Origin of the sequence: Paraburkholderia sp. CI2 (assembly GCF_014201055.1) — a bacterium.
GTDB lineage: Bacteria > Pseudomonadota > Gammaproteobacteria > Burkholderiales > Burkholderiaceae > Paraburkholderia > Paraburkholderia tuberum.
Genome location: NZ_JACHDL010000014.1, coordinates 129,482 through 142,523, shown reverse-complemented (window position 1 = coordinate 142,523; position 13,042 = coordinate 129,482). Strand labels below are relative to the sequence as shown.

Genomic DNA, 13,042 nt, shown 5'->3' with positions numbered 1-13,042 from the left:
TCACGTCGCTACGCGGCAGGCGGCGGTACTTCGAACCCGGGCTTTTCGGCGATAATCGTGCGCTTCTTCCGACGATTCTTCGCGCCTCCGATTCCAGGTACCGCATGAGCAAGCACGCCAGTCTGCCGCAACAGTTGGACCATCTGCTTCGACAAGCCGTCGCGCTCCAGCAGAACGGCGCGCTCGTCGAAGCCGAAGAGATGTATCGCGAGATACTCGAACTGAAGCCGAAGCATGGCGATGCGTTGCGCTGGCTCGGCGAACTCGCGCTGCAAACGGGCCGCTTGCAGGAAGGCGTCGATCTGCTGAAGAAGGCGCTCGTGGTCAACGCGAGACAGCCGGCCGTGCATTCGAATCTCGCCTATGCGCTGAACGCGTTGCAGCGTCATGACGAAGCGCTCGCGTGTGCCGAGCGGGCGCTCGCGATGCAGCCGAAATTCGCCGATGCGTTGAACAATCGTGGCAACGCATTGGCGGCGCTGAACCGTCCGCTCGATGCGCTCGCGAGCTACGAACGCGCGCTTTCGCTCGTGCCGGAGTTTGCGCCGGCGTGGAACAATCGCGCATGCGTGCTGCGCGATCTCGGCCGCTATGCCGATGCGCTCGATAGCTGCGACCAGGCGCTCGCGTTGCAGCCGAACTATCCGGATGCGTGGAGCAATCGCGGCAACGTGCTCGGCGATCTGAACCAGCCGCACGAAGCACAACACTGCTACCAACGCGCGCTGGAACTTGCGCCTGCTTTCGTCGATGCATGGAACAACCTCGGTCTCGCTCAGATCGATCTGAATCAGCGCGAACAGGCGTTGTCGAGCTATCAGCGCGCGCTTGCGTTGAATCCGGCGTCGGTCGAAACGCACTGGAACCAGGCGCTGTGCCTGCTGCAAATGGGCCGCTTCGATACCGGCTGGCGCGAATACGAATGGCGTTGGGAGCGCAGCCGCATCAAGGCCGGCAGGCGCGCGTTCGTGCAGCCGTTGTGGCTCGGCGATGTTCCGCTCGACGGCAAAACGATTCTGCTGCATGCGGAGCAGGGCCTGGGCGACACGTTGCAGTTCTGCCGCTATGCGCCGCTCGTTGCGAAGCTCGGCGCGAAGGTCGTGCTCGAAGTGCCGGGCGCGTTGTTGCGATTGCTGTCGACGCTCGATGGTGTCGATCAGTTGATCGAAGCGGGGCAGCCGTTGCCGCCGTTCGATTGTCATTGCCCGCTGCTGAGCTTGCCGCTTGCGTTCGGCACGAACGAAGCGAGCATTCCGGCGGCGACGCCGTATCTTTTTGCGCAGCCGGCGGCCGTCAGCGAATGGCGTGAGCGGATCGAACACGACGGCAACATCAACGCGGATGCCGACGCAATCAGGCCGCTGAAAGTCGGCCTCGTCTGGGCCGGCGAGAACCGCGCGCAGATCGCCGAGCTGCGCAAGATCGACGCGCGTCGGTCGCTCACGTTCGAGCAACTCGCGCCGCTCCTCGAGGTGCCGAACGTTCGCTTCTTCAGCGTGCAGAAGGGCGCGGCCGCACCGCAATTAGCCGAAAGCGCCTACGGTGAACGCGTCGCCGATTACACCGGGCTGCTGCACGATTTCGCCGATACCGCCGCGCTCGTCGCCAGTCTCGATCTGGTGATTTCGGTCGACACGTCCACCGCGCATCTGGCCGGCGCGCTCGACAAACCCGTCTGGATCCTGAACCGCTTCGACACCTGCTGGCGCTGGTTGCTCGAACGCAGCGACACGCCGTGGTATCCGTCCGCACGTCTGTTCCGTCAACCGGCGCTCGGCGATTGGGGCGGCGTGATCGATGCCGTGCGCGATGCATTGGGGGATCTGAGCGCCCCGCCTTCGTGACGCCTTTGGGCGGACACGCGTAGACTGAACCTCCGTTCATCGATGGCAATGCCACGGAGAGTTCTTCAATGGAATACAGACATCTGGGTGCATCGGGTTTCAAGGTGCCGGTGCTGAGTCTCGGCACCGGTACGTTCGGCGGCAAGGGTGAATTTTTTGAGGCGTGGGGCGCGACCGACGTCGCCGAAGCGCGGCGTCTGATCGACATCTGCTTCGACGCGGGCGTCACGATGTTCGACACCGCCGACATCTATTCGAAGGGCGCGTCCGAGTCGGTGCTCGGCGAGGCGCTGAAGGGCAAGCGCGACAAGGCGATCCTGTCGACCAAGGCGACGTTTCGTTTCGACGACGATCCGAACGGCGTCGGCTCGTCGCGCTTCCATCTGATCCAGGCGGTCGATTCAGCGCTCAAGCGTCTGCAAACCGATTACATCGACCTGTTCCAGCTGCACGGCTTCGACGCGAAAACGCCGATCCCCGAAGTGCTGTCCACGCTCGACGACCTCGTGCGCGCGGGCAAGATCCGCTATATCGGCGTGTCGAATTTCTCCGGCTGGCATCTGATGAAGTCGCTCGATATCGCCGACCGTTACGGCTATCCGCGCTATGTCGCGAATCAGACCTACTACTCGCTGGTCGGGCGCGACTACGAGTGGGAGCTGATGCCGCTCGGTGTCGACCAGGGCGTCGGTGCGGTGGTGTGGAGTCCGCTCGGTTGGGGGCGCTTGACCGGCAAGCTCAAGCGCGGCCAGCCGCTGCCGGAGACGAGCCGTCTGCACAAGACCGCCGACATGGGGCCGCCGGTGCCGGAAGACTATCTGTTCCGCGTGCTCGACGCGCTCGACGAAATTGCCGCCGAAACCGGCAAGACCGTGCCGCAGATCGCGCTGAACTGGCTGCTGCAACGGCCGACCGTCGCGACGCTGTTGATCGGCGCGCGCAACGAGGAGCAACTGCGGCAGAACCTCGGCGCGGTCGGCTGGAATCTGACGCCGGAGCAGGTCGCGAAGCTCGATGCGGCCAGCACGGTGCGGCCCGCGTATCCGTACTGGCATCAGGAAGGCTTCGCGGAACGCAATCCAAAGGCGGTTTGAGCGGCGGCTCGACCACGTTCCAGGCGCCGCAGCCGGCGCAATGCGCTGGTCCAGCGCGGCCGCACGCTGGACTAGCGCATCCCATCAAGCCAAACCGCCATTGGCTCGCAATACCTGCCCATTGACCCAACCCGCATCCGGGCCGACCAGAAACGCGACCACGCCCGCCACGTCTTCCGGCTCGCCGAGGCGTTGCAGCGGCGGCATCTTCGCGAACGTCTCGATCTGCTCGTCGGTCTTGCCTTCGAGGAACAGCGCGGTCGCGATCGGTCCCGGCGCGACCGCATTCACTGTGATGTTGCGCCCGCGCAGTTCCTTCGCGAACACACGCGTGAACGCTTCGACGGCTGCCTTGGTTGCCGTGTAGATGCCATAGCCGGGCAGGTTCAGCGCGAGCACGCTGGTCGAGAAATTGACGATGCGCCCGCCGTCGTTCAGGCGCGCGGCCGCTTCGCGCAGCGTGTTGAAGGTGCCGCGCACGTTGATGTCGAAGGCTTGGTCGTAAAGTGCGTCGGGCGTGTCGGCGAGCGGCGTGGGCTTCATCACGCCCGCGTTGTTGACGAGCACATCCACCTTGCCGAGTTCGCGTTCGGTGATTTCGAACATGCGACGTACGTCGCCGGGCTTCGACACGTCGGCTTGCACCGCGACCGCCTTGCCGCCAGCTTCGCGGATCGCGCCGACGAGCGCGTCGGCTTCGCCCGCGCTCGCTGCGTAGTTGACGGCGACCGCGTAGCCGTCGTTCGCGAGCCGCTGTGCGATCGCCGTGCCGATGCCGCGCGATGCGCCCGTGACGATGGCGACTTTCGGTTGTGGGTTCGTGCTCATGATTGGTTTCCTCATAGAAGGTGGTGGATCGGTGAGGTGAATCATGAACGCTTTGCGCGCAGAGATAATCCGGTTAGACTCGCCATCATCATTCCATTTGCTTTAATAATCAGCCGATATGGACCGTTTCGAGGAAATGCGCGTATTCGTGCGGATCGCCGAGCGCCAGAGCTTCACGCGCGCCGCCGACGATCTGCAAATTCCGCGCGCGACCGTCACCAACCTGATGAAGCGCCTCGAGCAGCGGCTCGGCGCGCGGTTGCTCGAACGCACGACCCGCACGGTGCGGCTCACGCCCGACGGTGAAGCGCACTACCAGCGCTGCGTGCGCCTGATCGCCGATATGGAGGAGGCCGAGGGGGCGTTTTCCAATCTCGCGCCGAAGGGGCTGTTGCGCGTGAACGTGCAGGGCACGCTCGCGCGGCACTTCGTGGTGCCGGCGCTGCCCGCGTTTCTCGCGCGCTTTCCCGACATCGAGCTGATGATCGGCGAGGACGACCGGCTCGTCGACCTCGTGCGCGAGGGCATCGATTGCGTGCTGCGCGCGGGCGTGCTGCAGGATTCGTCGATGGTCGGGCGGCGCGTCGCGCAACTGCAGCAGGTGACGGTCGCGAGTCCCGCGTATCTGGCCGCGTATGGCGAGCCGGCCGATCCTGACGCGCTGTCGACGCATCGCGCGGTCAACTACGTGTCGAGCGCGACCGGCAAGCCGGTGCCGCTCGAATTCCGTGTCGACGGGCGGGACGCCGCGCTCGTGCTGCCGTCGGCGGTGTCGGTCAGCGGCGCCGAACTGTACACGGGCGCGGCCCTCGCCGGGCTCGGCATCGTGCAGGTACCGCGTTACCGCGTGGATGGCGAGTTGGCTGCGGGGCGGCTGCGGGTCATTCTGGCGGACTATCCGCCGCCGCCGATGCCGGTGTCGGTGCTATATCCGCAGAACCGGCAGTTGTCGTCGCGCGTGCGGGTGTTCGCGCAGTGGCTGCGGGAGATTTTCGAGCCGGTGAGCTGAGGGAGCGAAAAACGCAAAGGAATGCGTTTTCGTGGTTAACGCCTGGACATGTGCGCCTCGCATAATGTCATTCTCAAGCGCGCAGAAAGCCGCCCGTGATCGAGGGTGGACGCACAGAACGACCGGGGGATCTGATCATGAATCGTTTTCGTTCGCTGGGTGTGGCGACGGGCGCGGCGCAGTTCGCCAGTGCCGACATCCTCAGCCGGATGAGCACGGCGTCGCGCCGGCCAGGCGCCGCGCGCCCCTTCGATCTGATTTTCGAACCGCGCGCGTGGCAGGGGCCCGCCGCGCCCGAGGCGACGGACCCGCAGTTCAAGATCCACGTGTTCGACACGATGCGCGCGTTCGAAAAACGCGGCGTCGACGTGATCGTGCTGCCATGCTTTCTGAGCCACACCTTCATCGACGAACTCGCGGCCAACGTCAGCGTGCCGGTCGCCAACATCATGACCGCGCTGTCCGCGCACGTGCGGCGCACCTATCCGTCGGCGCGCCGAATCGGCGTGCTGACGTCGGCGGCGATTCGCGCGAACGGCCTGTTCGAGCGCTACTTCGAAGCCGGGCGGTTCGACGTGTGCTATCCGCGCAACGACACCGATTTCGACGGCGTGACGAGCGCCGTCCTTGGTGTCGGGGGCATCCGCGATGGGCGCCTGCACGGGCGGCCCGTCGAGCTGTTGCGTGCGGCGTGCGCGGATCTGGTCGCGCAGGGCGTCGACCTGATCGTGCCGGGGCTCGCGGAGATCGGCCTCGTGCTGCGCGCGCTCGGGCGCATCGAGGTGCCGCTCGTCGATACGAACCAGGTGTATGCGCGCTATGTCGCGGCGGCGCAGTACACGCAGCCGGAGCGGGCGTTCCGCCTCGGCGTGGTCGGCGGCATCGGGCCGGCCGCGACCGTCGATTTCATGGCCAAGGTCGTGCGCAACACGCCGGCCGCGCGCGACCAGGACCATATCCGGATCATGGTCGAGCAGAATCCGCAGATCCCCGACCGCACCGCGGCGCTGCTCGAGCGCGGCGACGATCCCACCCTCGCGCTGTACGCGGCCTGCAAGACGCTCGAGGACGGCGGCGCGGATCTGATCGCGATTCCGTGCAATACCGCGCATGCGTTCGTCGAGCGGCTCCAGCCGGCGCTGCGCGTGCCGATCGTCAATATGCTGACCTGTACCGCCGATTATCTGCGCGAGACCGTTCCGGGTCTGCGCGAAGTGGGCGTGCTGGCCACCTCGGGCACGCTCGCGAGCCGCGTCTACGAACAGGCGCTCGACGCGCGCGGCCTGGTGCAGATCGCGCCGTCCGCCACTGCGCAAGCGCGTCTGATGAACGCGATCTACGGCCCGCGCGGCGTGAAGGCGGGGCACACGTCGGGCGACTGTTGCGACGACCTCGCGGCGGCTGTCGACGATCTGGTCGCGCAGGGCGTGCAGGTGATCGTGCTCGCGTGCACGGAGTTACCGTTGCTGCTGCGCGAACCGGTGCTCGCGTGTCCGGGCGGGCGCGTGGTGCGGCTCGTCGATCCGACCGAGGTGCTGGCGCGGCGCTGCGTTGCGTATGCGCTTGGCGACGGTGTCGCACGTGGCACACCGGCGGGTTGCGCGACGCGGCAGGCGGCCGGGTGCTCGCGGGTTGAAAGCGCGCTCGGCTAGTCGGGTGGCGTGACCGCGGCGCAGCCGTTTGCGCCTCGCCGCCGATCCAGAGGTCAATGCGCGCCCGAGCCCGCCATGGAAAACTGTATAAACATACAGTATAGTATCCCCCTACAGCCAGGCTTCCGGGCGCTCCTCGCGCCGACCCGGCTGCACCGAACTTGCGCGGTCGCGAGAGCCGGCCGTGAGAGGTGACCCACTCCTTCAGACGGTCGGAAAAATTGTCCTCCAACGACGCAACCCTTGACACCCTCGCTGACACTCCCCAAGGCGGCAACCCGAGCGGCAACAAGATCCAGGGCACGATCCGCATTCGCGGCGCCCGCCAGCACAACCTGAAAAATGTCGACCTCGACGTGCGCACCGGCGAAATGACGGTCGTCACGGGGCCGTCGGGCTCGGGCAAGTCGAGCCTCGTGTTCGACACGCTGTATGCGGAAGGCCAGCGCCGCTACGTCGAAACCTTCAGCGCGTACGCGCGCCAGTTCCTCGACCGGATGGATCGGCCGCAGGTCGACCGCGTCGACGGCGTGCCGCCCGCCATCGCGATCGACCAGACCAACCCGGTGCGCAGCTCGCGCTCCACGGTCGGCACGATGACCGAGCTCAACGATCACCTGAAGCTGCTGTACGCGCGCGCGGCCGAGCTGTTCGACCGCCAGAGCGCGTATCTGGTGCGGCACGACACGCCGGAGACGATCTACGCGGAACTGCTCGAGCGCACCGCGCAGGAGGAGCCGCGGCTCGTCGTCACGTTCCCGGTCGAGCTGCCGGAGTCGGCGTCCGCGCAGGAGGTCGAGCAGTGGTTGTCGGCGAGCGGCTATACGCGCGTGCAGGCGCAGCGCGAAGTCGATTCGCCGACCGGCAAGCGCAAGTTGCTCGACGTCGTCGCCGACCGCTTCCGGCTGCGCTCGGTGGATAAAGCACGCGCGATCGAGGCGATCGAGGCATCGCTGAAGCGCGGCGGCGGGCGCGTCAATATTTACGTGCTGCCGGCTACCTCGGACGAGCCGCAGGCCGAAGCCGCCGAGCCGCGCATCTGGCGTTTCTCCACCGGCTTGCACAGCCCCGAAAGCGATCTGCGCTATGCCGATCCGCAGCCCGCGCTGTTCTCGTTCAACTCGGCCTATGGCGCTTGTGATGCCTGCCGCGGTTTTGGCCGCGTGATCGGCGTCGACCTCGGTCTCGTGATCCCCGACGCGCGCAAGACGCTGCGCGAAGGTGCGGTCAAGCCGATGCAGACGCCCGCGTGGAAGGAGTGCCAGGACGACCTGATGCGCTACGCGGCGAAAGCCGACATCCGCCGCGACACGCCGTGGGGCGAGCTCAGCGAGCGCGAACGCAGCTGGGTCATCAACGGCTCGCCGGACTGGAACGGCAAGTGGCAGACGCATTGGTACGGCGTCAAACGCTTCTTCGACTATCTCGAATCGAAGGCGTACAAGATGCATATCCGCGTGCTGCTGTCGAAATACCGCAGCTACACGCCGTGCGAAACCTGCGGCGGCGCGCGTCTGAAAACCGAATCGCTGCTGTGGCGCCTCGGCAGCAAGGCCAATGCGAACGACGTGCTCGCGCCCGCGCAGCGCTTCATGCCGCGCGGCGTGAAGTGGTCGCGCGCGCAGCTCGAAGCGTTGCCGGGCCTGACCGTGCACGATCTCATGCTGATGCCGATCGAGCGCATCCGCCGCTTCTTCGACGACATCACGCTGCCGAGCGCGTTGCTCGACGACGCGCTGAAGCTGCTGCTCGCCGAAGTGCGCACGCGCCTCAAGTATCTATGCGACGTCGGTCTCGGCTATCTGACGCTCGACAGGCAAAGCCGCACGCTGTCGGGCGGCGAGGTGCAGCGTATCAACCTGACCACCGCGCTCGGCACGTCGCTGACCAAGACGCTGTTCGTGCTCGACGAGCCGAGCATCGGCCTGCACCCGCGCGACCTGAATCGCATCGTCGAAGCGATGCACCGGCTGCGCGACGCGGGCAATACGCTGGTCGTGGTCGAGCATGATCCGTCGGTGATGCTCGCGGCGGACCGGCTCATCGACATGGGTCCGGGACCGGGCGAGCGCGGCGGCTCGATCATTTTCGACGGCGCGCCCGAGGCGATTCGCTCGACCGGCACGCTGACCGGCGAGTACCTCGGCGGCCGGCGCCATGTCGCGGATGCCGCGCACTGGTCGCGTCGCGCGGTCGACGCGAGCACGCCGCGCATCGTGCTCGAAGGTGCGAGCGAGCACAATCTGCGCGACGTCACGGTCGAAATTCCATTGCAGCGGCTCGTCTGCGTGACCGGCGTGTCGGGTTCCGGCAAATCGACGCTGCTGCAGGACGTGCTGTATCCGGCGATGGCGCGCCACTTCGGGCTCGCCACCGAAGCGCCGGGCGCGTTCAAGGCGCTGAACGGCGCGGACCAGGTCACCGACGTCGTGTTCGTCGACCAGTCGCCGATCGGCAAGACCGCACGCTCGAATCCGGCCAGCTACGTCGGCGCGTTCGACGAAATCCGCAAGCTGTTCGCGAAGGCACCGCTCGCGCAACAGCGCGGCTACGGCCCCGGCATGTTCAGCTTCAATTCGGGCGATGGCCGCTGCCCGACCTGTGGCGGCTCGGGGTTCGAGCACATCGAAATGCAGTTCCTCTCCGACGTGTACCTGCGCTGCCCCGATTGCGACGGGCGCCGTTATCGCGCGGAAATTCTGGAGGTGAAGATCGAGCGCGACCAGCCGGTACGCGGGTTGAGCATTGCCGACGTGCTCGAACTGACCGTCAGCGAGGCTGCCGCGTACTTCGCGCAGGACGCCGAAGTATTGCGCGTGCTGCAGCCGATCGTCGACGTCGGGCTCGAATACGTGAAGCTCGGCCAGCCCGTGCCGACGCTGTCGGGCGGCGAGGCGCAGCGGCTCAAGCTCGCGGGCTTTCTTGCGGAATCGGCACAGGCGCGCGGCGCACGCGGCGCGAAGCAGGTGATCGCGAAGCGTCTGTTCATGTTCGACGAACCGACCACGGGTCTGCATTTCGACGACATCGCGAAGCTGATGCAGGCGTTCGGCAAGCTGCTCGCGAGCGGTCATTCGCTGATCGTGATCGAGCACAATCTCGACGTGATCCGCGCGGCCGACTGGATCATCGACCTCGGTCCCGAAGGCGGCGACGGCGGTGGCCGCGTGTTGTGCGCGGGCACGCCGGACGAAGTGAAAGCGTGCGCCGAATCGCATACCGGCGAGGCGTTGCTGCAATACGACCGCGCGATGGACACCGCAACCGCGGCGGAGCCCCAGGGCATCCCGCTGCAGAAGGCCCTGAGCGCGGCCCGCGCACGTCGCGCGATCGAAGGCGAGGACGTGGTGCGCATCGTCAACGCGCGCGAGCACAACCTGAAGGCGCTCGACGTCGACATTCCGCATGGCAAGTTCAACGTAATCACCGGCGTGTCGGGCTCGGGCAAATCGACGCTCGCGTTCGACATCCTGTTCCACGAAGGTCAGCGGCGCTACCTCGAATCGCTGAACGCGTATGCCCGCTCGATCGTGCAGCCGGCCGGACGGCCCGAAGTCGACGCGGTGTATGGCATTCCACCGACCGTCGCGATCGAGCAGCGGCTCTCGCGCGGCGGTCGCAAGAGTACCGTCGCCACGACCTCGGAGGTGTGGCACTTCCTGCGTCTGCTGTACGTGAAGCTCGGCTTGCAGCACTGCATTCACGACGGCACGCCGGTCACGTCGCAAAGCGCCGAATCGATCGCGGCGCAGTTGCTGCGCGATCACAAGGGCCAGCATGTCGGCTTCCTCGCGCCGCTCGTCGTGAACCGCAAGGGCGTCTATACGGACCTCGCGAAATGGGCAAAAGCGCGCGGCAATACGCATCTGCGTGTGGACGGCGAGTTCGTGCCGGTCGATCCGTGGCCGAAGCTCGATCGTTTCCGCGAGCACACGATCGAGCTGCCGGTCGCTGACCTCGTCATCTCGGCCGATCACGAAGCGGAGCTGCGCGAAGCGCTCGATCAGACGCTCGACATCGGTAAAGGCATCATGCATCTGCTCGCGCCGCTCGACGGTCTGCACGACGCGCTCAACGGCGGCGAGTCCACCGCGAAGCTCGGCGACGTGAAGGTGCTGTCGACGAAGCGCGCGTGTCCGGTGTGCGGCACGAGCTACCCCGAGCTCGACCCGCGCATGTTCTCGTACAACAGCAAGCATGGCTGGTGCACGAGCTGCGTCGGCACGGGACTGTCGCTGACGCGCGAGCAGCGGGCCGCGTACGACGACACGATCGTCGTCGACGACAATCGCGGTCGCGAGCAGAGCCTGCCCTCGGAGGAGCAGGAACCGGAAGGACTCGTCGACGAGCCGTGTCCGGATTGCGCGGGCACGCGTCTGAATCCGGTCGCGCGCGCGGTCACGTTCGACTCGCAGGCGATCGTCGACGTCGCGCAATGGACCGTGTCCGACACGCGCGCGTGGATCGACACGCTGCGGATGACGGGCCGCGACGCCGAGATCGCGCGCGACGTGGTCAGCGAAATCGGCAGCCGGCTGCAGTTCCTCGAAGAAGTCGGGCTCGGCTATCTGAGCCTCGATCGCGCGGCGCCGAGTTTGTCGGGCGGCGAAGCGCAGCGCATCCGGCTCGCCGCGCAGCTCGGCAGCAATCTGCAGGGCGTGTGTTACGTGCTCGACGAGCCGACCATCGGTCTGCATCCGCGCGACAACCAGATTCTGCTGAACGCGCTGCGCAAGCTCGGCGACAAGGGCAATACGCTCGTCGTCGTCGAGCATGACGAAGATACGATCCGGCGCGCGGATCACATCATCGATATCGGGCCGGGCGCGGGCAAGCGCGGCGGCACGCTAATCGCGCAGGGCAGCGTCGCGGACCTGTCCGCACAGCCCGATTCGCTGACCGGGCGTTTCCTCGCACAGCCGATCGTGCATCCGCTGCAGCCGCGCCGCGAGGTCGTCGCGCCGGGCAAGCGTGCGGCCGCGGTGCCGGAGAACTGGCTGACCGTGCATGGCGGCAAGCTGCATAACCTGCGCGACGTGACGGTCGGCATTCCGCTCGCGCGGCTCGTCGCGGTGACGGGCGTCAGCGGCTCCGGCAAGTCGACGCTCGCGCGCGACGTGCTGATGACCAATCTGCTCGATGCGGTCGGGCGCTCGGTGCTGTCGTCGCCGGCCACGCGCCGCGCGCGTGCGGCCGCCGAGGAGAAGCCGGCCGCGAACCGGCGTTCGAGCGTGCTCGCGCGCTCGGCGCCGCGCGCGCCGCTGAACGTCACGCATATATGGCAGGGCTGCGATTCGGTCACCGGCTGGGAAAGCATCGACCGCGTGCTGGAAGTCGATCAGACGCCGATCGGCAAGACGCCGCGTTCGTGTCCCGCCACCTACATCGGCGTGTGGGATGCGATCCGCAAGCTGTTCGCGGGCACGCTGGAGGCGCGCGCGCGCGGCTATACCGCGTCGCGTTTCTCGTTCAACACGGGCGAGGGCCGCTGCCCCGCATGCGAGGGCCAGGGCGTGCGCACGATCGGCATGAGCTTCCTGCCCGACGTGAAGGTGCCGTGCGACGTCTGCCACGGCCAGCGCTTCAATCCGGAGACACTCGCGGTCACGTGGCGCGGCAAGAACATCGGCGACGTGCTGACCATGGAAATCGACGAAGCGGTCGAGTTCTTCGCGTCGATTACGAACATTGGGCATCCGCTGCAACTGATGAAAGACGTCGGGCTCGGCTATCTGACGCTCGGCCAGCCGTCGCCGACGCTGTCGGGCGGCGAGGCGCAGCGCATCAAGCTCGTCACCGAGCTGAGCAAGGTGCGCGACGACATCACGCGGCGTGGCCAGAAGCCGCCGCACACGCTGTACGTGCTCGACGAGCCAACGGTTGGCCTGCACATGGCGGACGTCGCGAAGCTGATTCGCGTGCTGCACCGGCTCGTGGATGGCGGGCATAGCGTCGTCGTCATCGAGCACGATCTCGACGTGATCGCCGAGGCGGACTGGATCATCGACCTCGGTCCGGAGGGCGGCGTGGGCGGCGGTACGATCGTTGCGGCAACGGATCCGGAAAGCCTGTCGCGCGTGGCCGCGAGTCACACGGGCGCGGCTCTGCGGCCGGTGCTCGCGCGCACGGCCGCTACGTCGACGCTGGCCGGCGAAGGGACGAATGGCTGAGGCACGGTGACGAGCGGTGGCGCGGCCGTTGCGCGCCCCGATGCCGTTCCCCAGCCGACTGTTTGCTCGCATTCCCAGACGCGCGCATCAGGTATGCCGTTGCAACTTCGCAGGTTGCAACGGCCGGCGCTTCGTCGCGTGTCCGCCACACATGATTGCTGCGCTGCATCCAATCATCCGAGGTTCGATCAATGCGGCGCATGCGCGCATTTAAATCATACGAAAGAGCCCAGCGATGTTTCAAAATAGAAACATTTTTAGAACCCCCGATAAATCAGCATTTGGATATTAATTTGTGGTGCGGAGCGAATGCCACGGAAATGCCTAATGCCGCGGGCAATAAATTTACGCTTTGCGAATAAACTACCGAATTGCCCGGACATAATAGGGCGATAAGCAGTTCACAATTGAAACATTTTTGAACCGCGCAAGAAACGTACTCGGT

The 13,042-nt window shown here is 66.3% G+C and carries 6 protein-coding genes; 5 read left to right on the top strand and 1 reads right to left on the bottom strand.

From position 1 onward, the window contains the following. The first annotated feature begins 104 nt into the window (after positions 1–104). Both HDG32_RS20175 and HDG32_RS20170 read left to right on the top strand, forming a co-directional pair. A complete protein-coding gene (locus HDG32_RS20175; RefSeq protein WP_184070142.1) occupies positions 105–1,844 on the top strand; it encodes a tetratricopeptide repeat protein in 1,740 nt (579 codons plus the stop codon). 68 nt (positions 1,845–1,912) lie between these two features. Then, the gene (locus HDG32_RS20170) at positions 1,913–2,938 is read left to right on the top strand and encodes an aldo/keto reductase (protein WP_184070140.1); all 1,026 of its coding nucleotides are present in this window, start codon (positions 1,913–1,915) and stop codon (positions 2,936–2,938) included. 84 nt (positions 2,939–3,022) lie between these two features. On the opposite strand, the gene HDG32_RS20165 is transcribed toward HDG32_RS20170, so the two are convergent. Next, positions 3,023–3,766, bottom strand: coding sequence for an SDR family oxidoreductase (locus HDG32_RS20165; RefSeq protein WP_184070138.1), 744 nt, complete (start codon positions 3,764–3,766; stop codon positions 3,023–3,025). Between the two features lie 118 nt (positions 3,767–3,884). Between HDG32_RS20165 and HDG32_RS20160 the strand changes: the two genes are divergently transcribed. The 3 genes from HDG32_RS20160 (at position 3,885) to uvrA (ending at position 12,597) form a co-directional block, all read left to right on the top strand. Next, positions 3,885–4,775, top strand: a complete 891-nt coding sequence (locus HDG32_RS20160; RefSeq protein WP_184070136.1) for a LysR family transcriptional regulator — start codon at positions 3,885–3,887, stop codon at positions 4,773–4,775. A gap of 137 nt (positions 4,776–4,912) precedes the next feature. Continuing rightward, positions 4,913–6,427: an amino acid racemase gene (locus tag HDG32_RS20155; RefSeq protein WP_184070134.1), complete on the top strand. Its 1,515-nt coding sequence runs from the start codon at positions 4,913–4,915 to the stop codon at positions 6,425–6,427. A gap of 221 nt (positions 6,428–6,648) precedes the next feature. Next, on the top strand, positions 6,649–12,597 hold the full coding sequence (gene uvrA / locus HDG32_RS20150; protein ID WP_184070132.1) for an excinuclease ABC subunit UvrA: 5,949 nt from the start codon (positions 6,649–6,651) through the stop codon (positions 12,595–12,597). Positions 12,598–13,042 lie beyond the last annotated feature (445 nt).

Bases quoted from the DNA above. Each gene is read 5' to 3' on its own strand.
- HDG32_RS20160 (WP_184070136.1), top strand. From the start codon at position 3,885: ATGGACCGTTTCGAGGAAATGCGCGTATTCGTGCGGATCGCCGAGCGC.
- HDG32_RS20155 (WP_184070134.1), top strand. From the start codon at position 4,913: ATGAATCGTTTTCGTTCGCTGGGTGTGGCGACGGGCGCGGCGCAGTTC.
- HDG32_RS20165 (WP_184070138.1), bottom strand. From the start codon at position 3,766: ATGAGCACGAACCCACAACCGAAAGTCGCCATCGTCACGGGCGCATCG.
- HDG32_RS20170 (WP_184070140.1), top strand. From the start codon at position 1,913: ATGGAATACAGACATCTGGGTGCATCGGGTTTCAAGGTGCCGGTGCTG.
- HDG32_RS20175 (WP_184070142.1), top strand. From the start codon at position 105: ATGAGCAAGCACGCCAGTCTGCCGCAACAGTTGGACCATCTGCTTCGA.